Source organism: Litoribacillus peritrichatus, assembly GCF_039537985.1.
GTDB classification, from domain to species: domain Bacteria; phylum Pseudomonadota; class Gammaproteobacteria; order Pseudomonadales; family Litoribrevibacteraceae; genus Litoribacillus; species Litoribacillus peritrichatus.
Genome location: NZ_BAABBN010000007.1, coordinates 1,434,599 through 1,455,808 on the forward strand (window position 1 = coordinate 1,434,599; position 21,210 = coordinate 1,455,808).

Sequence of the window (21,210 nt, forward strand, 5' to 3'; positions counted from 1 at the left end):
TCAGATTTTTTTAAGTGGTGTTGCTTTTCTAGGCCTTTCAAACCCTGCCTTACCTACGGTTTAATGGTTTTCTGAATGCTTTTTTAACATTATGGTTAAGTAAGTACTGCCTTAGAATCGTGCGGCTTGAAGCCCCTCATTACTTTAAAATAGAGTCGATAAATTGTTGGGAATTGGTAATAATGTTCTGATCATTTTGTAGTAGAGATTTCTCCGTTGACAAACTCTGTTGTTGATTCTAATTCGGTCAATCAAGGTAGTTCATCCTCTTTAAATGTGTCTGAGGTACCTTCGAAATTTGATCAGACTTTCTTTAAGAACTTGCTGCTGAAGCACCGTAAAGAACTGATTTACGCCCACCTGATCGCTATTGTAGCAACCGTCATTGCGGTGCCATTACCCTTGTTATTGCCCGTGTTGGTTGATGAGGTTCTACTGGATAAACCGGCCGGGGCCATTGATTTTCTGCAATCGGTTCTGCCTTCCTCTTGGCATGCTCCTGCCGGATTCATTGTCGCGATGACGGTGATCAGTATCGTCCTGAGGGTGGCCAGCATGCTGTTAAATGTTTGGCAAAGTCGGCAATTAACCATCGTTTCAAAAGATCTGATTTTCCGTATGCGCGTGAGGTTACTTAATCAACTAAGCCGGGTATCTATGCGTGAATATGAATTGTTGGGCAGCGGTGGTTTAGCCAGTAAATTTGTGACGGATCTGGATACGATTGATCGGTTTGTCAGTGTTTCTGTCAGTCGTTTGTTGGTGGCGGTATTAACCATTGTCGGCACGGCCGTGATTCTATTATGGATGCACTGGCCGTTGGCTCTGTTTATTTTGTTTTTAAACCCGGTGGTGATTTATTGCACCATGGTTTTGGGCAAGAAAGTAAAGACTCTGAAGAAGCGTGAAAACTCGGCCTATGAGACCTTCCAGCAAGCGCTGACTGAAACCCTGGATGCCGTGCACCAGATTCGAATAGTGAATCGGGAGCAGTATTATCACCAGCGATTAAAAGCGTTTGCTGAGTCCGTTAAGAACCGTTCAATTGCTTTTGAGTGGCGCAGTGATGCGGCCTCTCGGTTCAGCTTTAATGTATTTTTAATCGGTTTCGATTTGTTTCGCATGTTATCCATGTTAATGGTGGTTTTTTCTGATTTGTCCATCGGACAGATGTTTGCCGTGTTTGGTTATCTGTGGTTTATGATGGCGCCGGTACAAGAGATTTTGAACATGCAATATGCCTATTACAGTGCAAAAGCGGCATTGCAGCGAATCAATGGTGCATTTGATCTTCAAAAAGAACCTTCAATGATGGAAGAAGTTAACCCGTTTTCACGAGCAGGCACCGGCGTAAAAGTGGAGATTGAACATGCTTCGTTCGGTTATTTAGACGAAAAACCGGTTCTGAGGGATGTGTCATTGACCATTGACGCAGGCAAAACAGTAGCGTTTGTGGGGGCAAGCGGTGGTGGCAAATCCACCTTGGTACAGCTACTCACAGGCATGTATCCGCTTTCTTCTGGTTCCATTCGTTACGATAACGTGGATGTAAACCGGATTGGATGGGCTGAAGTTCGTAAACATGTGTGTACGGTGATTCAGAGCCCGGCTTTGTTTAACGCCAGCGTGCGTCAGAACTTATCAATGGGGGAACGCTATTCTGAAGCGCAGCTTTGGGCGGCACTTGAAGTGGCTCAACTGGACTTGGTCGTTCGGGAGTTACCACAGCAGTTAGATACTATTGTGGGCAGAAACGGTATTCGCTTATCGGGCGGACAAAGACAGCGGTTAGCGATAGCCCGGATGGCACTGACCGATCCCAAAGTGGTTATTCTTGATGAATCAACCTCTGCGCTGGACACAGAAACAGAATCCAATTTGCATGAGGCCCTGGCTGAATATTTAAAAGACAGAACCACCATTATAATTGCTCATCGGCTCAGTGCGGTTAAGCAAGCAGATCAGATTTTTGTGTTTCATGAGGGGCGGATTTGTGAGCAGGGAATTCATCAGCAATTAGTAGAAAAAGGCGGTTTATACGCGAATTTATACGGTGATCGTCAAGCCGTCTGAGCTGGGTTTACCAGTACTTTTTCTGACACTAAAATTTTATTTGCTTACACTGTATTTTCTTAAATTTCATTTTCTTAAACTTCAGAGTTATTCCGGTTCTGTGATTCCGTTTTCTTTACTTCCAGAGTGGGCAAACGGAACAAGTAGACCGACACACAAACGGCGATCAGGTACATGGTGATGATGGCCCAAATGGGCGGTTGAACCAAATAGGCGCTGATGGTCATCATGGTGATCATCAGTGCAGAGGTGTAGCATTTCGCCTTTAAAGGTATGCCTTTCCCATCCAGATACGCTGCTATAAATGTCCCCAGTTTCGGGTGATGAATCAGCCAGTAATAAAATTTATCTGAAGTTCTGGCAAAGCACGCTGCAGCAAGTAACAGAAAGGGCGTTGTTGGTAGGATAGGCAGGAATATTCCGAGCACGCCTAAAATGACGGCGGACCATCCAACGATTAATAATGTCCAGTGAATGACAGGGTGTTTCCTTTTATCCAAGTTACTTACCAGTCTGTCCATAAAGATTCCAGTCTATTGAAGTTGACAAACAATACAAGTCGATTAATGCTGTCTATCTTAATAAAGTAAGTATCCCGAACCAGATCTTATCAATGGTTAAAGTAGATCAAGAGCTGGTTGTGAGGGTGTCCGGCAGTTGAAGCAATGATCCACAGTTGTGCCTGTCTGATTCTGTTAAACGGATTCCGTTCCGTTATTTAACGGCCAGTCATAAAATTCCCTTGGGAATATGAAAACATCATTACATGGAGGTAAGAATGAAAGTGTTGGTTGTCGATGACCAAGAGATCAATCGAACACTACTCAGCTTTATTCTTGAAGATGAAGGCTATCAATACAGCATGGCGTCGGATGGCGAACAGGCCATCAACTTGTATTCCGAAGAAAGGCCCGACCTGATTTTAATGGACATCATGATGCCGGGCATGGACGGCTACGAAGCCGCGCGACGTATTAAAGCTGAGGCCGGTCGTCGGCATATTCCGATCATTTTTCTGACGGCCAAAACGGATCTGGACTCGCTATCTCGCTGCCTGGACGACGGTGAAGACTTTTTAACCAAACCCTTTAATGAAGTGATTCTGAAGGCCAAAATCCGGGCTCATCGCCGTGTGGCTGATTTGTATCGGCAGTTAAATGATAAGAACGATGCACTGGTGATTCACAACACCCGTATTCAGCAAGAGCAATTGATGGCGCAAAGGGTTTTTGACAATGTCATGACCAAAAATCCAAATCACTGTGCCAACCTGAGGCACTATTTATCTTCGGCGTCGGTATTCAGTGGTGATTTATTTCTCTACAACCGGAGTCCTTCCGGTGGTTTGTATATGCTTTTGGGCGACTTCACCGGTCATGGTTTGCCTGCCGCCATTGGTGCCATTCCTACCTCTCAAATATTCTTTCATATGTCCTCCAAAGGGGCGGCGGTCAGTGACATTGCCCGGGAAATAAATCGCGAGCTGTTTGCCATTTTACCGAGCCATATGTTTTTTGCGGCGGCGGTATTGGAGATCAATAAACATGGAAACCAGATCACTACTTGGCAGGGCGGCTTACCGGATTTGTTGTTGGTTTCTAAGTCTCAGGACCAGAGTGACGATGAGGTCTCCAGCTTAAAGCAGTATGAGCCGTTGCACCTGCCACTGGGTATGATTGATGATGCTGACTTCGAGGAAGAGGTGAAGCTGATTACCGTTGAATCCGGCGATGTACTTTATGCCTATACGGATGGGATTACGGAAGCGGTATCGCCAGACGGAGAAATGTTCGGCTTGGATCGCCTGTCTCAAACGGTTGCTGAAAACAGCGAAAGTGGATTGGCGGGCATTCTGCAAAACTGGAAATCTTTCTGTGACGAGAAGCAAGAGCATGACGATGTTTCTTTAGTGGAGTTACGCTGTGGTTTTGTGGAATGGGAAGATGAACCGGATACCGAAGAAACAGCGGATCAGAAAGTATCACCTTGTACCATGCATTGGCGTTTAGAGGGTGAACAGTTAGCAGATTTAAGAATGGCGGATTCCATCATTGCAATGGTTGAGCCGTTTTTTACCGAAGCGGTGAGAAAAGATCTGCTTCGTATTGTCATGAATGAAATGTACAGCAATTCATTGGAGCACGGTGTGTTGCAATTGGATTCCAAGTTGAAAGACATGGATGACGGTATGAACCAATACGAACAGTTAAGGGCTGAGCGCATGCTGGGTCTCAAGGCATCGGACTGGGTCAATATTGTCACTCATTTAAAGTCTGAGATGGGAAAACCTTATCTCGACATTGAATTGTCAGACTCCGGCAATGGCTTTGATGTGGCAGAAGTCACCACCCGGCCTGAAAATGATGCCCTGAGCTACGGTCGGGGACTTGGCCTGATCAGCTACCTTTGCCAATCCGTTGAATTCTTAAAAGGCGGTACCTCCGTGCGGGCCAGATTTAACCTTTAGCGACGGGTTCAGTGAATAACCGTTTTGGTTTATTAGGCGCTCAAGAGCAGGTTTCCTGGTCTTGGACGCCTCTTAGATAAGAACTTACTTCCGTTTAGCGCCAGGCTTTTTCCCTCTTGAGCCGCGCTTTTTTTGATTGCTTCCTTTTGTCTGGGCTTTGGGTTTACCGCCTTTGTCATCAATGACACGGTACATGAGGAATAAATCGACCAGCAAATCCGGAATTTCATCAATCCACTGACTGAACAGCTGATCATTGTCCGTAATGTCCGCTGTTTCTTCTTCTAAAATGCCGGAAATTGCGATGATCGGCATCAGTAATTGCGTTGCTTCTTCTTCAAACTTGCTGTTTAACCATTGCTCTTCGTGGTCAAACACCACTTCTACAAAGCCGGAAGCCCAGGAAATAAGGGCTTCATCGTCTTCATCGTCTTCTTCGTCCTCTTCCATCCAAGGTAAAATAACGCCATCATCCCCTTCCAGCTCATTTTTCAGGTGCCAACATTGAACATTGATTGCCTCAATGAAACTGTTTAATTTATCTGATGGGAGGCTTTTTACCGCTTCATCTAATATGTGATTGGCCATTAATTGACCGTCAGAATCTTTTGGCATAATGACAAAAGCAGCCAGAGCACCTAGGCAACCCATATAATCTAGGGCATCTTCTTCTAATTCTGGTAAGGTAAGTATTTCTTCAATAACTTGCTGGGCTTGGTGAATGGACATGATTCGCCTTAAACAGTGTATGGTATTTGTGACAATAAAAAGTGATTATACAGTCAACAACAAAGACACAATAGTCGAGTTTGTAATGGTAGCAACGGAATTTTATATATGCCGCTGAGAGTTAAATTAGCATTGATCCTTATGCCGCTGGTGGTACTCCCGTTAATTTTATTGGGAAAAATTTCTCTGGATCATTTACAGGAACAAATACACCAGGTCAGAGAGACTCAAATCAACTCGGTGATCAGTGAGGCTTCGACCTTAATTAATCAACTTGAGAGAGAAGTTGAATACAAAATAGATTTCTTTATTCACGATACTCACTTTCAGAGTTATGTGGCGTCTCTGGACTTTAAAAAGAAACACCAAACCAGTGCTGTACTGGATGCTCGGTTTAAGCGTGCCGCAGAAACATTTCCGAGTCTGAGTTATTTAGCGGTGTTTAATCACCGGGGTGAGCCGATTGCGATTTCTGACCCCTCTCAGGTCAATGAGTTACACCGTGATGTGCTGATCGAGCAACTGGCAGATAAAGACGGCATTCAATCCATGAACTTCTTTGATCCGGACTCCGGCCGATATTTTATATTGAAAGCTCAAAAAGTGACTCAACCCGCAACGGGTGAAGCGCTGTTTGTGATGTTTGGCGTCAGGTTGGATGAAGTCAGTCAAATATTAAAAGAAGTGGCGGTAACCTCTCAGTCCCATGTCATGCTATGCAGTTCTTCCGGTGAAGTGATTTTAAACGCCAATCATCAGATGCATGCACACCCCGAAATTGATTGTTTGAACGCAATTAAAAATAAAAGTGTGTTGAAAACAGTTGATGATGTGAATCATCAGATTAAGGTCAGTCAGTTACGACGTGATTTATGGCTGGCGGTGAGTGTCGATGATGAAGAAATAGCGATCTTGGGCCAGCAGCATGGTATTTTGTTGTTGGTGGTTGCCGGTCTTGTTTTAGTGGCCTCTTATGTTCTGATCTATTTGATCATGGACTACTTTATTGTTCGTCCAATCAGGGCCTTGAGTCAGGTAAGTGAGCATGTAGGTCAAGGCGAGTGGCACGTGAATTTACAGTACGAAGGTAAAGATGAAATTGCTACCTTGTATCAAAGCTTTCATACCATGGTGGCGAATATTCATGCTGCTTACCGAGAGGTGGAAGACAATAAAAAGAACCTGGAAACCAAAGTCTCCGAACGTACCCGCTCTTTGCAAGAATCTGCCTGGCAATTAGAACAAGCTAAGAAACAAGCCGAAATTGCAAGCCGGGCAAAGTCGGACTTCCTGGCTAATATGAGTCATGAAATCAGAACGCCCTTGAACGGTATGTTGGGCATGGCTCAGATCTTGGAAGACACTCAGTTAACCAGTGAGCAAGCTAATTACGTCAATCAAATTAACGATTCAGGTCAGGGTTTGCTGTCACTGATCAACGACATTCTGGATTTATCGAAAATTGAAGCCGGTAAAATGGCTTTGCACCTGGAGTCGACCAACCTTGAAGTGGTGATTCAGCATGTGGTGAATCTTTTGCGTGGCTCGGCGATGGAAAAGAACATAAAGCTCAATTATCAAATTGATGCGGCCATGCCTGAATTTGTTGAGGCCGATTCATTGAGAATACGGCAGGTTTTGATGAACCTGATTGGTAATGCCATTAAGTTTACTGAGTCTGGTCAGGTGAGCGTCATAGTTGAGTGTCTTGAAGTTGATCGGTCTTTAGAAATCACCAAGTTTAAAATTAAGGTGGTTGATACCGGGGTCGGGATTTCTCCACAGCAGTTGACCAGTATTTTTGATGCTTTCAGTCAGGCCGATACCTCTACAACCCGTCAATTCGGCGGAACCGGTCTGGGGCTTTCAATTACCAAGCGTTTGGTGGATATGATGCGAGGTACAGTGCACGTAGACAGTGTCTTGGGTGAAGGCTCCAGTTTTGAATTGTTATTTATCTGGCCGATAGCACAACCGGCTAACATGACACCAAGTAAAATATATACCCGTCATTTGCAGAGCATTAAAGGTCAGATATTGCTGGTGGAAGATAACCCGGTGAATTCAAAAGTGGCTGAAACGATGCTTCTTAAGTGGGGGCATAAGGTTGATATCGCTTCCGATGGGGCGGAAGCTCTCGAAAAGCTGAAAAATCAACAATATGATGCGGTGTTGATGGACGTCCAAATGCCAAAAATGAATGGTTACGAAGTCACCAAGCAATTCAGGTTATTTGAGCAGATCAATAATCTAAAAGAGACACCTGTGATTGCGATCACCGCCAATGCCCTGAAATACGACCAGGAGCGTTGCGAGATGGCAGGTATGAATGACTTCATTGCTAAGCCTGTCAAAAAAGACGAACTCAGTAATAAGTTGCAACAATGGTTGAACGAGAGCGCAATAGCATAGGAAATGGCCCTTATCTATTTCTATGCTAGGTAATCATTGGTCTTTTTGCGGTATTTTTTTAAAAATTAAAAATAATAAGTAATGCGTCATGCTTTAAATAACAACAAAAATTTAAGACTCGGAAACTAACCATGAGTGAAATTAAGACCTATCCGGTAAATGAATATTTTGCTGATCGAACACTATTGAATAACGATCAATATTTGGCGATGTATCAATCCTCCATTGATGATCCTGAAGCCTTCTGGGCTGAACATGGTAAACGCATTGATTGGATGAAACCCTATTCAAAGATTAAAGACGTTTCTTATCGTCACGACGATGTGCACATTCGCTGGTTTGAAGATGGCACCCTCAATCCAACCATCAGTTGTCTTGATCGTCACCTGGCAGAACGCGGTGATCAAACGGCTATTATTTGGGAAGGTGATGAGCCCACGGACGATGCCACCGTCACTTATGCAGAGCTCCATGCCAAAGTCTGTCGTTTGGCCAATGCGTTGAAAGTGCAGGGAATTAAAAAAGGGGACGTTGTTACCATCTATATGCCGATGGTGGTGGAGGCTGCCGTGGCTATGCTGGCCTGTTCTCGTATCGGTGCGATTCACTCTGTGATTTTTGGCGGCTTTTCTCCTGAGTCTATTGCCGGAAGGGTGGTTGACTGTCAGTCCAACTGCATCATTACCTCGGATGAAGGCGTTCGTGGCGGCAAGAAAATTCCATTAAAGGCGAACGTTGACGAAGCCTTGTCTAAAGCTGGCACTGATATTGTGAAAACGGTTGTGGTTCTGCAAAGAACAGGAGGTGAGATCGACTGGAACGAAGGGCGTGATGTTTGGTATCACCAGATTACGGAATCCGCCTTGGCCGATTGCCCAGCGGAAGAAATGTCGGCCGAAGACCCATTATTTATCTTATATACTTCAGGCTCTACGGGTAAGCCAAAAGGGGTAATGCATACCTGCGGTGGCTACTTGGTGTACGCCTCCATGACGCATCAGTATATTTTTGATTATCATCCGGGTGACATTTATTGGTGTACAGCGGATGTAGGCTGGATTACCGGCCACAGCTATATTGTTTATGGCCCGCTGGCCAATGGCGCGACCACTTTGATGTTTGAAGGTGTGCCTACTTATCCGGATGTGTCCCGCTGTTGGCAGGTGGTGGACAAACACAAAGTCAATATTTTCTACACCGCCCCGACCGCTATCCGTGCCTTGATGCAGGCCGGAGATGCGCCTGTGAAGCAAACGTCGAGAGAGAGTTTACGTTTACTCGGCACCGTCGGCGAACCGATCAACCCGGAAGCTTGGGAGTGGTATTTTCATGTGGTGGGTGACGAGCGTTGTGCCATTGTGGATACCTGGTGGCAAACAGAAACAGGCGGCGTGTTAATTACCCCTTTACCTGGGGCGACGGATGTCAAACCCGGGTCGGCAACACGGCCATTCTTTGGTGTACAACCCGGCATTGTGGATAATGAAGGGAATCTTCTGGAAGGTGCCTGCGAAGGTAACCTGGTGATTAAAGACAGCTGGCCAGGGCAAATGCGGACGGTCTACGGAGATCATCAGCGATTCATTGATACTTATTTCTCGACTTATAAGGGCTATTATTTTTCTGGAGACGGGGCTCGCCGAGACGAGGATGGTTATTATTGGATTACCGGCCGTGTGGATGACGTTCTCAATGTCTCCGGTCACCGAATGGGAACAGCGGAAGTAGAAAGTGCTTTGGTGGCGCACCCTGCCACATCTGAAGCGGCGGTGGTTGGTTATCCTCATGATATCAAAGGTCAGGGGATTTACGCTTACGTGACACTGAAACAGGGCTACGAAACGTCGGATGACTTGATCAATGAACTGAAGTCATTTGTTCGTTCTGAAATCGGTGGTCTTGCTGTGCCGGACATCATTCAGTGGGCACCTGTGGTGCCTAAAACCCGCTCAGGAAAAATTATGCGTCGTATTCTTCGTAAAATTGCCTGCAATGAGCTGGAAAACATGGGTGACACTTCCACGTTGGCGGACCCCTCGGTGGTTCAAGCTCTGATTGATGATCGCGTTAATAAATAACCGACCTATCAAAACAGAACCTGCTAGATAATAGAGCTAGGCCGGAAGGCCGGCTCTATTGATACCGCCTCTGAGTGGACAGACGATCGTACGCCTGTTGAATCTGAATGAACTTTTCCGGATCGCCACCTTTGTCCGGATGATGCTGTTGAGATAAGTTCCGATATTGTTTTTTGATCGCTTTCATCGTGGTGGCCCCCTGAATTTCCAAGGTGCTGAGGTCTTCATCCCGAAAATCCATGACCAGCATCGTCTCCCAAAACGAATTCAAAAGCTGGTTGACGTCTTCCTCGGTTTGATTGAAATTGGCCCAATCCAGATAGTATTTTGCCAGAGCATCGTCGATGACCATGTCTTGAGTGGCGCGTACGGATTTTGAAAACTGCTGAATCTTTAAGGAAGAGATGACATAGTTGTGAGTCGTTGATTGTGCCTGTAGCTGGTAGAGGGCATTCATCACCACAAAATTGGTTTGAAACAGAGATACAGGCTCTCTTAGTGCCTGCTCATCCAATAAGCTATGCGGCGGGTGACTTAAACGTTTAATTAGATCGTACAGACTGATACCGCCGGGTTCACTTTCTAAAATCTGAACGATCGTCTCGGATACGGTGACGAATGCACTTTGATATTCAGAATACTGTTGTGATGCGGAAGCAGAGTTGGTCATGTTCAACAAAATCAATAATATAATTTAAGACACTTTATCATCATTCAAGGGAATTAGTTTACTTTTCAACCTGTTTTCGGTAAAACGCCCTTTGAAATTTTAAACGTCATTTGAAGCTCAACTGGCGTCTTCCTTCCGATGTATCAAGAGGCCAACATGACTGCTGCTAATTCAACTGACCCTAAGGCTCGTTTGGAGTTAAACAAACTGCAAAAACGTTTGAGACGAGATGTGGGGAAAGCGATAGCAGACTTCAATATGATTGAAGAAGGTGATCGTGTGATGGTTTGTCTGTCAGGTGGTAAAGACAGCTACACCATGCTGGACATCCTGATGAACCTTCAACGAAGTGCGCCGGTTTCGTTTGAAATCATTGCCGTAAATCTGGATCAGAAACAGCCGGGCTTTCCCGAGCATGTGTTACCGAAATACCTGGATGAACTGGGCATTCGCTATCACATCATCAATAAAGACACCTACAGCATTGTTAAAGAGAAAGTGCCGGAAGGTAAAACTACCTGTGCGTTGTGCTCCCGTTTACGACGAGGAACGCTGTATGGTTTTGCTGAGCGAATTGGTGCAACCAAAATTGCGTTAGGTCACCATCGGGACGATATTCTTGAAACCATGATGCTGAACATGTTTTATGGCGGTAAGATGAAAGGCATGCCGCCTAAACTGCTTTCAGACGATGGAAAGCACATTGTCATCAGACCCCTGTCGTATTGTCGTGAAAAAGACATTGAACGTTACTCAGGCATGAAAGACTTTCCTATCATTCCATGTAACTTATGCGGCTCTCAGGAGAACCTTCAGCGTCAGGCTGTTAAACAGATGCTTCAAACCTGGGATAAAGACTTCCCTGGACGTTTAGAAACGATGTTCAGTGCCATGCAGAACATCACGCTTTCACATATGGTGGATGCGGATAAGTTTGATTTTAAAAATCTGGAGATCACGGGCCGCCCGGTGAAAGATGGCGACACTGCGTTTGATCCGCTTGAGTTCCCGACGATGGTTGAGGCCGATACATCGGCGTATTTAGAATCGGGCAGCTTGTTTAATGAACAGATGGGCCAAAAAATTGATATTGTGGAAGTGAAATAATTTTAGTGCGTTAAAGTTATTTGGTTTCGTCAAAATTTACGCTTAATTGGAAGAATTATGTCAATCCGCGCAGAGCAAAAGGAAAAAACACGTCGTGCCATTATGGAGGCTGCTTTAAAGCAGATCGGGCAGGATAAAGCGTTTTCAAACTTGAGTTTGAGAGAGGTAGCCAGAGAAGCCGGAATTGCTCCGACCTCTTTCTATCGGCACTTTCAGGATTTGGATGAGCTGGGGCTGGCGTTAGTTGATGAAGCTGGGTTGTCTCTCCGGCAACTGATGCGTAAGGCGCGGAAGCGCATTGCTGAGAACGGTACTGCGATCAGAACATCGGTGGAAACCTTTATCGAGTTTTTAAACTCAAACCCCAATTTATTTCGTTTATTATTGCGTGAAAAAGCGGGCATCTCAGTTGAACTTCGTCGTGCTATTCAACGGGAAGTGGATCATTTTGAATCTGAGCTTGCTGAGCATCTCAGTGCTCAGGCCGTGGCCAGGGGCAAGACGCTTTATCGTCATGAAATGGTTGCCCATGCCATGGTGTCCTTGGTATTCAACCAAGGGGCGGATGTGGTGGATTTAAGTAAAGCTCAGAAAAAGGCGATTGGCGAGGACTTGATTTGTCAGTTGCGAATGATGATGTTGGGATCAGAGTTGATGTCGAAGAACACTTCGATGGCCAATAATTGATATTAATAAAGCACTAAGAGAGTGAATTTGGATTTCATTTAATGCATTAATTTGGTGCTTGCTTTGTTTGTATGTATTTTTATGGCGCACTTTGTGCGCCTTTTTAATGCGTGTAATTTAATATTTTACTGATTTATGGTGGTTTTAAGAAGTTGGCCTTATTCTTGTATGCGCTATTTTGAAGCATTTTAATAATAACTTAAGAATAGTGCACTCTATGGGGGAGGCATGAAGTTAGTAACCGCAATTATCAAACCTTTTAAGGTTGATGATGTTAGAGACGCTTTGTCTGAAATTGGTGTTCAGGGCTTAACCGTTGAAGAGGTGAAAGGCTTTGGTCGTCAGAAAGGGCATACGGAATTATACCGTGGCGCAGAATACATTATCGACTTTGTTCCTAAAGCAAAAGTTCAAATCGCTGTTTCCGATGCGCAATCAGACGCCGTCATCGAAGCAATCATTGAGTCAACCAACACCAATAAGATTGGCGATGGCAAAATTTTCGTGGCCGAGCTTGAACGTGTGGTTCGAATTCGTACCGGGGAGCAGGATGATTCAGCGCTTTAATTACTTATGCATTAAATTGGTGCGTAGTTGTTAAGGTGGTCAATCGAAATGGTTAAGAAAAGTATTGAAGTAGATGTTTTAGGGGAAGTACTTTGAATTTTATTAAGCAAGTTTTCGTTTTTATTTTGGCATTAATGCCTTCAGTGGTGATGGCCGATGAAGTCAACGGCGCAAATACTGCGTGGATTTTAACTGCTACGGCTTTGGTTCTGATGATGACTTTGCCTGGCTTGTCATTGTTTTATGCGGGTTTGGTTCGTGTCAAAAACGTTCTTTCAGTATTGATGCAGTGCTTTGCCATTGCCTGTGTTGCTTCTTTGATCTGGATGATCGCTGGGTATTCTCTGGCTTTTACTGATGGCGGAGATTTGAATAGTGTCATTGGTGGTCTGGGTAATTTCTTTTTGGCCGGTGTGCAGGAAGAAACCGTATCCGGAGACATTCCTGAATCCGTGTTTGTTATGTTTCAGATGACCTTTGCGATCATCACACCGGCACTGATGGTTGGTGCCTTTGCGGAGCGTATGAAGTTCTCCGCGATGCTGTTGTTCAGTGCGGTTTGGTTGCTGTTGGTGTATGTACCGGTCACTCATTGGGTGTGGGGCGGCGGTTGGCTGCAAGAAATGGGCTTACTGGATTTTGCCGGTGGTACTGTTGTTCATATTACAGCGGGTGTTGGGGCATTGGTTGCCGCTATCGTACTGGGTAATCGTAACGGTTACGGTAAAACCGCCATGCCACCGCATAATCTGACGATGACTGTGACCGGTGCCGGTATGCTTTGGGTCGGTTGGTTTGGGTTTAATGCCGGCAGTGCATTGGGTGCTAATGGTGATGCCGGTATGGCGATGTTAGTAACGCATATTTCTGCTGCTTGTGGTTCGTTAGCTTGGATGACCATTGAGTGGATCAGACACGGTAAGCCGTCAGTATTGGGCATTGTTACCGGTATGGTGGCCGGTCTAGGAACAATCACGCCTGCTTCAGGATTTGTAGGGCCTGGCGGCGCGGTCATCATTGGCTTTACTGCGGGCATCGTGTGTTACTTCATGACGGCCTGGATTAAGAATGGTCTTAAGATTGACGATTCATTGGACGTATTTCCGGTTCATGGCGTAGGTGGCATTCTGGGTACTTTCCTTGCAGGTATATTTGCTTCGACTGAGTTAGGCGTGTTCAGTGGTCAAGGCTTCGCGGATGGTATTACTTCTATGGGTCAGCAAGTGGGTGTTCAGCTTGTGGGTATCGTGGCTACGTTTGTGTATACCGCTGTGATTTCCTACATCTTACTTAAATTAATCGATGCGATGATTGGCCTTCGAGTAAATAAAGATATTGAAACCGAAGGTTTGGATATCAATGAGCACGATGAGCGTGGTTATATTATTTAATCAGGTCAGTGCGTCAGGTTTCTGGCCTTAGACTTTAAGACCAATATTAAAAGCCTCTATGCAAATAGGGGCTTTTTCTTTGGTATCTATTACAGCAGTATGGAAATCTCTGGTTAGGTATGGTTATATTCCCAAAAAATGATAATTATAAAAATAAAGGAAGCTTCTAGTGTACAAGGTAGGAATAGCACTTTTATCTGTCAGTTTAAGTTGCTCAGTTGTTTCAAAAGAGCAGTCTGACTCAAAATTCATGTCAAAAATGGTTGAACTTTCGGAAACTGAAATGGAAGTCTATGACGCTCAATTTGGTTTTGAAGAAGAGCTGCAAGAGGACATTGATAGCCATTCCGAAGTGAGGTCGATCAAAACTAATTTTGATAATCAGCGTATCGTTCAGCAAATTCAACTTAAGCAAACGCATGTCTATGGAAATGGTTTAGACAGTCAGTAGTTGATTGACTTAGTTAAGAACACTGTGCGCATGGTGAATAATTCGATCCGTCAGTTCTTTGTTGAGCTCGGTTTTCAGGTTCCAGATATGCCAGTACAGAGGGATATCCAGGTACTGGCCCGGAATAAGCTCGGTCACTTGCTGCGTAGTTAGCAGGGGCTGACTTTGTACATCGGGCACCATTCCCCAGGCGTAACCTCTTCGAATGAATTCTAAATAGGATTCTGTAGAGGGTATTCGGTGTCTGAGACCAATATTTCTGTCTTGAAACAGAGTCTTCATATAAAGGCTTTGCAGCTCATCTTTGTTATTAAATTGTACGGCAGGCGCTTCAAGCATGGCTTGCTGTGTGACGCCGTCTTTGAAAAACTGATGCTTAAAGTCAGGTGAAACCAGGCAGCGATAACGCATCACGCCCAGTGAAAAAGAGTTGCAGCCCTGAATGGGCGCGCTGTCGGATGTAATGCAACCAATCACTTCTCCCTTGGTAAGCAGTTCCCTTGTGTTGTCCTGGTCGTCCACTTTGATATCAATCAGAAGTTTATTGGAATCCAGCAAGGGTTTCAGGGCATCAAATAACCAAGTGGCCAAACTGTCTGCATTCACCCCGATGGACAGGGTTTGTCGATCGAAATCGGCATTTTGATTTAACGAGTTCAATAACTCTTTTTGTAATAACGTGGTTTGTTGATAAAAGCGCAAGACGGCGTGACCAGCGTCCGTCAGTTTTGGAGGGCTGGATCGTATTATCAGTGTTTGTCCTACACTGGATTCAAGTTGTCTGAGCCTTTGTGAAACGGCCGATTGGGTGATGAACAACTTAGTGGCGGCTGCGTCAAAACTCTCTTCTTCAATAATTGCCGCCAGCGTGGCCAGTTGTTTTTGATCGAAATTCATAGAATTCTTGTATTAAATTAATTAATGATGGATAAGATCTATTAATTTAACTTCTTATCTTGGTCAGCCTATCATTTCCTCCATTGATTGCAAATGACATGGTATTAAGGAATGGGGTATGAGTGAGAGTTTAACTGTGATGACGTCGGGCTTTATCACCAGTATCAGTCTGATCATGGCGATAGGGGCGCAAAATGCGTTTGTGTTATCTCAGGGAATTAAAAAGAAGTTTAATTTTGAAATTGCCATGACTTGTTGCTCGATTGATGCCCTTCTTATATTTGCCGGTATTGCAGGGATGGGACTTTTGATTTCTTCCAGCCCAATATTGATGTGGTGCATTGCCGTGTTTGGTGCCGTTTTCCTAACGGGGTATGGGCTAAAAGCTTTTATGTCTGCTTTTTCTGAGCAAAAAATGGTCGCTGAATCTCAGGGTATTCAAACGGTGGGAAAGGCGTTGGCGATTACTGTGTCCATTACCTTGTTAAACCCTCATGTGTATCTGGATACGGTGGTTTTAATCGGAAGCGTTGGTGGTCAGTATGGGGCGCCTGATCGCTGGTTATTTGCAGTAGGCGCTACCTTGGCATCTGTGATTTGGTTTTTCAGTCTGAGCTTTGGTGCGGCTAAATTGGCGCCACTGTTTGAGCGCCCGATGGCTTGGCGAGTGCTGGATATATTAGTGTGTGCCATGATGTGGGCAATTGCGTTTTCGTTGTGGACTTTGGTGTTTGAAAAAATGCCCTTTGAATAGGGTTTCTAATGGTCAGTCTTTCTGTGGTTTGGCGTATTTTGAGTTTGCTTCAATCCAGTGCTGGGTGGCAAATTCGGTAAAGGCTTTGGCAGGCATGGGCTTCGCGTAATAAAAACCTTGAGCGTAATCACAGCCCTTGGATTTCAGAAGTTCAAATTGTCCTTTTGTTTCTATGCCTTCCGCCACCACTTTCATCCCGAGTTTATGAGAAAGGGTGATGATCGCTTCGACTAAGGATTGCTTCCGTTCTTCCCCCTCTATGCCGTTAATGAAGCTTCGGTCAATTTTCAGTTCATCTAACGGAAAGTTGCCCAAATAAGAGAGGGATGAATAACCGGTGCCAAAGTCGTCGATGGATATTTTTACGCCCAAAGTTCTCAGGTTACTCAGGGCCAGGGTCATTTCTTTTTGGTTCTTTAAAAACAGGCTCTCGGTGATTTCTACGGTTAAGAAATCGGCGATTACGCTGTATTTTTCCATATTGTCCAAAAACGAGGAAACCAGCTCTCCGGACCAAAACTCCAACCTGGAAACGTTTACCGACAGCCGAATGTTCAGGCCGTTATTGATGAGCTGTTTGACTTGGCTGCAGGCCTGATCCCGAATCCAGCATCCGAGTTCTTTGATGATGCCGGTTTTCTCTGCAATGGGAATAAACAGTCCTGGTGAAATAATGCCGCGTTCAGGATGGTTCCAGCGGATTAAACACTCGGCTTTGTCCAGTTGATTGGTTTCCAGGTTTAGTATCGGTTGGTAATAAAGCTCTAGTTGGTCTTCTTTTAATGCGACTTTTAAGTCTTGATGCAGCTTTGCTTGTGAATCTGCCTTTTGTTGCAAGCCCTGGGTGAAGAAACAGTAGCAGTTTCGGCCTTGTTCTTTTGCTGAGTACATGGCTTGGTCGGCCGAACGAAACAGTGCTTCAATGGTGTCTCCATCATCAGGATACACCGCAATGCCTACACTTGCGGTGGTGTAGCTGAGGTTTTCCTGATCTATTAAGTTGTAGGGTTTACCTATGTCCTGGATAACGCCTTTGGCTATGACTTCGAGATTTTTGCGGTCTGCTAAGGTTGGAATCATGATGGCAAATTCATCGCCTCCAAGCCGGGAAATGGTGTCTGAACCTTTAATGTGGGATTTAAGCCGCTCGGCGGCATGAATCAGAAGTTTGTCTCCCAGCTCATGGCCCAAAGAGTCGTTGATTTCTTTAAAGTGATCCAAGTCCAACACTAATAACCCAAATTTACTTTGGCTGCGTTTACAAAGCCTGATGGCCCAGTTAAGGCGTTCCAGTAAAAAATTACGGTTGGGCAGGTCGGTTAACAGGTCGTAATTGGCTTGATGATGAATGACGCTTTCGGCTTGTTTTCGTTCACTGATGTCATCAAACAGCCAAATGTAGCGATCAATTTTGCCGCTCGAATCCCTCAGGACGGTGATGGTCTGCTCGATGAGAAAATCTTCGCCGTTCTTTCTTTGGGAAGTGATTTCTTCTTTTCGGCTGGAGGTTTCATCCAGGGCACTTAATTCTTCGCGATAGTATTCTGAGGACTTTCCAGGTGCCATCAGCATGAAGGCTTCAAGACCTTCGATGTCATTAAAAGAGTAACCGGTAATGCGTTCAAATGCGGTATTGGTTTGTAATATCTGAAAGTTGCAATCGGTGATCGCGATTGCATAGGGCAGGTTATCAAAGATGTTGTTGGTTAACTGCTGATGTTTTTCAGCTCTGGTACGTTCAATGGCGATACCGGCCAGTCGAGCGGCTTCAAGAATGAGACTGATGTCGCTGTCGTCGGGTACTTTTACGCTCTTGTAATACATTGCAAACGTGCCGAGAACCGAGTTTTCTGAACCTATGATGGGCTCCGACCAGCACGCTTTTAAGCCGGCCTGTAACGCGACGGCTTTAAAGTCCGTCCAGTACTCGTGACTCTCAATGTCGGCGACAATGACTCGCTTCCCTAAGTAGGCAGACGTGCCACAGGAGCCGGCTTTAATCCCAATGGCCATACCATCAATGGCTTGGTTGTAAAAATCTGGCAAGTTAGGGGCCGAGCCTTCAATCAGGTGATTTTTATCATCACTGAGCAGTAAGATGGAGCCGATGATGCCAGGCTTTTCCTTCTCGATGAACAACACCAGTTCGTTAAGAATGTAAGGCAAAGGGGCATGGGTCAGTAACAACTCCATAAGACGGTTGTAACGCCTGATGCTGTTTTGACTGGTCATATTGTCTGTATAACGAATGCTGGACAGACTTTGTTGACGGTATTGTTCTTCGGTAGGTACTTTAGGCATCAAGCGAATTCCTAACCATTGATATCTTTGAGTTTAATATCAATGGTAGAAATTGCTTCTCTGTTCGTCCGGTTTTTAGTTCGACGGTAAATTTAAGAGGGCGTGAGGATTTCTCGTAGCGCTTGTATCAGGGCTTGGCATTCGTCTTCTGTGCCAATACTGATTCGTAAATGTTGATCGATGTTGGGCTTATTAAAATAGCGAACAATGATGGAGCGATCGCGTAGCGCCAATGCCAGGGCCTCAGCATTGTGCTCAGGATGTTTGGCAAAAACAAAGTTTGCGGAAGAAGGAATGACCTCAAAGCCAAAGGCCGTTAATTGCTCCGAAAGCAGGTCTCGGCTGCGGACGATTCGAGCGCAGGTCTGCTCAAAATAAACTTCATCAGCGAAGGAGGCGACAGTCGCTTTGATTGCCAGTTTATCAATGGGGTATGAGTTGAAACTGTTTTTAACGCGCTCAAGTCCTTCAATTAACGCTGGGTGACCAATGGCATAGCCAAGTCGTATGCCGGCCAGGGAGCGGGATTTAGACAGGGTTTGGATAACCAGCAGGTTGTTGTATTGGTTTACCAGTGAAACAGCGCTTTGACCACCAAAATCAATGTAGGCTTCGTCTACCACTACTACTGACTTGCTGTTGTTTTTCAAAATATCTTCCACTGCTTCCAGTGCTAACAAACGGCCTGTCGGAGCGTTAGGGTTGGGGAAGATAATGCCACCGTTGCTTTGACGATAGTCTTTAGGGTTGATCTCAAATGTGTCGGTCAGAGGAATGTTTTTATATTCCACCTGATACAGTCCGCAGTAGACCGGATAGAAACTGTAGCTGATATCAGGAAAAAGTATGGGTTCGTCTTGTTTTAAAAGGGCCTGAAAGGTATGTGCCAGTACTTCATCAGAGCCGTTGCCGACGAATACCTGGTCACGCTGAACCGGGGTGCCTTTAGCTGTAAAATACGCTGAAATTGCGTCTTTGATTTCATCCGCATTCGGGTCGGGATAAAGTCTGAGACTCTCGTCCGTATGGGCTTTGATCGCCTCCAGCACCTTGGGTGATGGCCCATAAGGGTTTTCATTGGTGTTCAATTTGATCAGATTAGATATTTTAGGTTGCTCACCCGGTACATAAGGGGTGAGGGTGTTAACAATTGAACTCCAAAACTGGCTCATGCAAATAACTCTATGTTGGATCTGGATAATTTTTTTTGATTATCCTAGATATTTTATAAAAATTCATCATGGTAATTTCATTAACGATGGTTAACATTAGTACAAAGGGTACGAATCTAATGGGTTTTTAAATAGGGTATAAGGGGTCAGGATGAAGATTAAAGCGTTACAAACGGGTTTAGCCGCCTTGATTTTGCCAGCCATGGTGCAAACTGCCAGCGCGGAACAGGAAGGGCGTTTTTATATTAACCCTGCCGTTGGTTATCAGACTTTTGATGACGACCGTAATTTGGACGAGGCTTTTACGGCCATTATTGGTGGCGAGTATGTGTTAACGCCTAAGTTTGGTGCAGAAGTGACGTATATGATGTCTTCACCGGATATCGATGATGGCAACGGTGATGTGGATCTGGATCAATATCGGTTGGGCGCGCTTTATTATTTACCGGAGTCCGGCCAATGGAAGCCGTTTTTAGGGGCTGGCCTGACCCATGCTGAATTTGATTTTGACTCGTCCGAGCACGAAGAAACTCAGCTTCACCTTGGTGGCGGTGCCCGTTATTCATTTTCAAAGGATTGGTCAGGGCGCCTGGAAGCGCGTGCAATTAACAGTCTGGATGAAGAGGATTGGGATGCGTTAGTCAGTATTGGTATCAGTTATGCGTTTGGCGGTCAGGAACCAAAGAAAGCAGTGTACCAAGAGCCTGCCCCTGTCGTAGTTGCAGCACCGGTTGAGAAAGACTCTGACGGTGACGGTGTGATGGATTCGAAAGATCAGTGCCCAACGACGCCGAAGGGCGTTCAGGTAGACTCGAAAGGTTGTGCGTTGGATTCTGACGGTGATGGCGTTGCTGACTATAAGGATAAATGTCCGGGCACTCCAAGAGGTGTGGCGATTTCTCAAAATGGCTGTCCTTTAGACTCTGATGGCGACGGTGTGCCGGACTATCAGGATAAATGCCCGAACAGCCCTCAAGGTGCCAAGGTAGATTCTTCCGGTTGTGAATTGGTGGTCATGAAAACTGAGTCCATAAATCTGGCGGTGAATTTCGCTAATAATTCGGATGTGGTTCCTCAGTCGTCTTATCGTGAAATTCAGCGTGTAGCTGACTTCATGAATCGTTACCCAAAGACAACGGTAGTCATTGAAGGTCACACCGATGATCGTGGAAACGCTGGCTATAATAAACGACTTTCTCAACGCCGCGCTGATTCAGTGATGCAGGTTTTGACAAGTGAATTTGGTGTCGATGCCAGCCGAGCCAAAGCCGTAGGCTATGGTGAGGAACAGCCTGTTGCAGATAATAATACAGCCGAAGGGCGTCAAAAGAACCGTCGGGTGATTGCAAACATCGAGCACCAAGTAAAACAGTAACGTTCATTTGCTGGTTTAGAAATAAAGGCCAAGTAGTTGTAGCTTGGCCTTTTTTGTTGGCTCTGAATTGGCCGCTAGT

17 protein-coding genes are annotated in these 21,210 nt (G+C 45.2%); 11 read left to right on the forward strand and 6 right to left on the reverse strand.

Features of this window, described 5'->3' with window-relative positions:
• Positions 1 to 216 precede the first annotated feature (216 nt).
• Positions 217 to 2,073 (forward strand): ABC transporter ATP-binding protein, encoded by a 1,857-nt coding sequence (locus tag ABD744_RS16165; protein ID WP_344799571.1) that lies wholly within the window; start codon positions 217 to 219, stop codon positions 2,071 to 2,073.
• 74 nt (positions 2,074 to 2,147) lie between these two features.
• Here the strand turns inward: ABD744_RS16165 and ABD744_RS16170 are convergent, their stop codons facing one another.
• Positions 2,148 to 2,594 (reverse strand): YbaN family protein, encoded by a 447-nt coding sequence (locus tag ABD744_RS16170; protein WP_344799572.1) that lies wholly within the window; start codon positions 2,592 to 2,594, stop codon positions 2,148 to 2,150.
• 257 nt (positions 2,595 to 2,851) lie between these two features.
• Here ABD744_RS16170 and ABD744_RS16175 point away from each other — a divergent pair, with 257 nt between their 5' ends.
• On the forward strand, positions 2,852 to 4,540 hold the full coding sequence (locus ABD744_RS16175; RefSeq protein ID WP_344799573.1) for an ATP-binding SpoIIE family protein phosphatase: 1,689 nt from the start codon (positions 2,852 to 2,854) through the stop codon (positions 4,538 to 4,540).
• Positions 4,541 to 4,624: 84 nt separating this feature from the next.
• Here the strand turns inward: ABD744_RS16175 and ABD744_RS16180 are convergent, their stop codons facing one another.
• On the reverse strand, positions 4,625 to 5,269 hold the full coding sequence (locus ABD744_RS16180) for a YecA/YgfB family protein (protein WP_344799574.1): 645 nt from the start codon (positions 5,267 to 5,269) through the stop codon (positions 4,625 to 4,627).
• Positions 5,270 to 5,377: 108 nt separating this feature from the next.
• Between ABD744_RS16180 and ABD744_RS16185 the strand changes: the two genes are divergently transcribed.
• Together ABD744_RS16185 and acs are read left to right on the forward strand one after the other, a co-directional pair.
• Positions 5,378 to 7,681: a hybrid sensor histidine kinase/response regulator gene (locus tag ABD744_RS16185; RefSeq protein ID WP_344799575.1), complete on the forward strand. Its 2,304-nt coding sequence runs from the start codon at positions 5,378 to 5,380 to the stop codon at positions 7,679 to 7,681.
• Positions 7,682 to 7,812: 131 nt separating this feature from the next.
• Positions 7,813 to 9,759, forward strand: coding sequence for an acetate--CoA ligase (gene acs / locus ABD744_RS16190; protein ID WP_344799576.1), 1,947 nt, complete (start codon positions 7,813 to 7,815; stop codon positions 9,757 to 9,759).
• 55 nt (positions 9,760 to 9,814) lie between these two features.
• Here acs and ABD744_RS16195 read toward each other — a convergent pair whose 3' ends face one another.
• The gene (locus tag ABD744_RS16195; protein ID WP_344799577.1) at positions 9,815 to 10,429 is read right to left on the reverse strand and encodes a DNA-J related domain-containing protein; all 615 of its coding nucleotides are present in this window, start codon (positions 10,427 to 10,429) and stop codon (positions 9,815 to 9,817) included.
• A 156-nt stretch (positions 10,430 to 10,585) separates the two neighbouring features.
• On the opposite strand from ABD744_RS16195, the gene ttcA reads away from it, so the two are divergent.
• From ttcA to ABD744_RS16220, 5 genes are all read left to right on the forward strand, one after another.
• Positions 10,586 to 11,536 (forward strand): tRNA 2-thiocytidine(32) synthetase TtcA, encoded by a 951-nt coding sequence (gene ttcA, locus ABD744_RS16200; protein WP_344799578.1) that lies wholly within the window; start codon positions 10,586 to 10,588, stop codon positions 11,534 to 11,536.
• A gap of 57 nt (positions 11,537 to 11,593) precedes the next feature.
• Positions 11,594 to 12,223 carry an HTH-type transcriptional repressor FabR gene (gene fabR / locus ABD744_RS16205; protein WP_344799579.1) on the forward strand — a complete coding sequence of 210 codons (630 nt, stop codon included), beginning with the start codon at positions 11,594 to 11,596 and terminating at the stop codon, positions 12,221 to 12,223.
• A gap of 228 nt (positions 12,224 to 12,451) precedes the next feature.
• Entirely contained in the window at positions 12,452 to 12,790 is a 339-nt protein-coding gene (locus ABD744_RS16210; protein ID WP_344799580.1) for a P-II family nitrogen regulator, read from the forward strand.
• 92 nt (positions 12,791 to 12,882) lie between these two features.
• Positions 12,883 to 14,181 carry an ammonium transporter gene (locus ABD744_RS16215; protein ID WP_344799581.1) on the forward strand — a complete coding sequence of 433 codons (1,299 nt, stop codon included), beginning with the start codon at positions 12,883 to 12,885 and terminating at the stop codon, positions 14,179 to 14,181.
• 283 nt (positions 14,182 to 14,464) lie between these two features.
• Positions 14,465 to 14,632 carry a hypothetical protein gene (locus tag ABD744_RS16220; RefSeq protein ID WP_344799582.1) on the forward strand — a complete coding sequence of 56 codons (168 nt, stop codon included), beginning with the start codon at positions 14,465 to 14,467 and terminating at the stop codon, positions 14,630 to 14,632.
• A 9-nt stretch (positions 14,633 to 14,641) separates the two neighbouring features.
• Here the strand turns inward: ABD744_RS16220 and ABD744_RS16225 are convergent, their stop codons facing one another.
• Positions 14,642 to 15,529: a LysR family transcriptional regulator ArgP gene (locus ABD744_RS16225; RefSeq protein ID WP_344799583.1), complete on the reverse strand. Its 888-nt coding sequence runs from the start codon at positions 15,527 to 15,529 to the stop codon at positions 14,642 to 14,644.
• Positions 15,530 to 15,647: 118 nt separating this feature from the next.
• Between ABD744_RS16225 and ABD744_RS16230 the strand changes: the two genes are divergently transcribed.
• Positions 15,648 to 16,283 carry a LysE/ArgO family amino acid transporter gene (locus ABD744_RS16230; RefSeq protein WP_344799584.1) on the forward strand — a complete coding sequence of 212 codons (636 nt, stop codon included), beginning with the start codon at positions 15,648 to 15,650 and terminating at the stop codon, positions 16,281 to 16,283.
• A 12-nt stretch (positions 16,284 to 16,295) separates the two neighbouring features.
• Here ABD744_RS16230 and ABD744_RS16235 read toward each other — a convergent pair whose 3' ends face one another.
• Positions 16,296 to 18,584, reverse strand: a complete 2,289-nt coding sequence (locus tag ABD744_RS16235) for a bifunctional diguanylate cyclase/phosphodiesterase (RefSeq protein ID WP_344799585.1) — start codon at positions 18,582 to 18,584, stop codon at positions 16,296 to 16,298.
• A gap of 92 nt (positions 18,585 to 18,676) precedes the next feature.
• Complete coding sequence (hisC, locus tag ABD744_RS16240; RefSeq protein WP_344799586.1) at positions 18,677 to 19,756, reverse strand: histidinol-phosphate transaminase; 1,080 nt, start codon at positions 19,754 to 19,756, stop codon at positions 18,677 to 18,679.
• 151 nt (positions 19,757 to 19,907) lie between these two features.
• Here hisC and ABD744_RS16245 point away from each other — a divergent pair, with 151 nt between their 5' ends.
• Positions 19,908 to 21,131 carry an OmpA family protein gene (locus ABD744_RS16245; RefSeq protein WP_344799587.1) on the forward strand — a complete coding sequence of 408 codons (1,224 nt, stop codon included), beginning with the start codon at positions 19,908 to 19,910 and terminating at the stop codon, positions 21,129 to 21,131.
• The last annotated feature ends 79 nt before the right edge of the window (positions 21,132 to 21,210 follow it).

Excerpts from the sequence above, each read along its gene's own strand:
- ABD744_RS16170 (WP_344799572.1), bottom strand. The coding sequence starts at position 2,594 with ATGGACAGACTGGTAAGTAACTTGGATAAAAGGAAACACCCTGTCATT.
- ABD744_RS16175 (WP_344799573.1), top strand. The coding sequence starts at position 2,852 with ATGAAAGTGTTGGTTGTCGATGACCAAGAGATCAATCGAACACTACTC.
- ABD744_RS16180 (WP_344799574.1), bottom strand. The coding sequence starts at position 5,269 with ATGTCCATTCACCAAGCCCAGCAAGTTATTGAAGAAATACTTACCTTA.
- ABD744_RS16185 (WP_344799575.1), top strand. The coding sequence starts at position 5,378 with ATGCCGCTGAGAGTTAAATTAGCATTGATCCTTATGCCGCTGGTGGTA.
- acs (WP_344799576.1), top strand. The coding sequence starts at position 7,813 with ATGAGTGAAATTAAGACCTATCCGGTAAATGAATATTTTGCTGATCGA.
- ABD744_RS16195 (WP_344799577.1), bottom strand. The coding sequence starts at position 10,429 with ATGACCAACTCTGCTTCCGCATCACAACAGTATTCTGAATATCAAAGT.
- ttcA (WP_344799578.1), top strand. The coding sequence starts at position 10,586 with ATGACTGCTGCTAATTCAACTGACCCTAAGGCTCGTTTGGAGTTAAAC.
- fabR (WP_344799579.1), top strand. The coding sequence starts at position 11,594 with ATGTCAATCCGCGCAGAGCAAAAGGAAAAAACACGTCGTGCCATTATG.
- ABD744_RS16210 (WP_344799580.1), top strand. The coding sequence starts at position 12,452 with ATGAAGTTAGTAACCGCAATTATCAAACCTTTTAAGGTTGATGATGTT.
- ABD744_RS16220 (WP_344799582.1), top strand. The coding sequence starts at position 14,465 with ATGGAAGTCTATGACGCTCAATTTGGTTTTGAAGAAGAGCTGCAAGAG.
- ABD744_RS16225 (WP_344799583.1), bottom strand. The coding sequence starts at position 15,529 with ATGAATTTCGATCAAAAACAACTGGCCACGCTGGCGGCAATTATTGAA.
- ABD744_RS16230 (WP_344799584.1), top strand. The coding sequence starts at position 15,648 with ATGAGTGAGAGTTTAACTGTGATGACGTCGGGCTTTATCACCAGTATC.
- ABD744_RS16235 (WP_344799585.1), bottom strand. The coding sequence starts at position 18,584 with ATGCCTAAAGTACCTACCGAAGAACAATACCGTCAACAAAGTCTGTCC.
- hisC (WP_344799586.1), bottom strand. The coding sequence starts at position 19,756 with ATGAGCCAGTTTTGGAGTTCAATTGTTAACACCCTCACCCCTTATGTA.
- ABD744_RS16245 (WP_344799587.1), top strand. The coding sequence starts at position 19,908 with ATGAAGATTAAAGCGTTACAAACGGGTTTAGCCGCCTTGATTTTGCCA.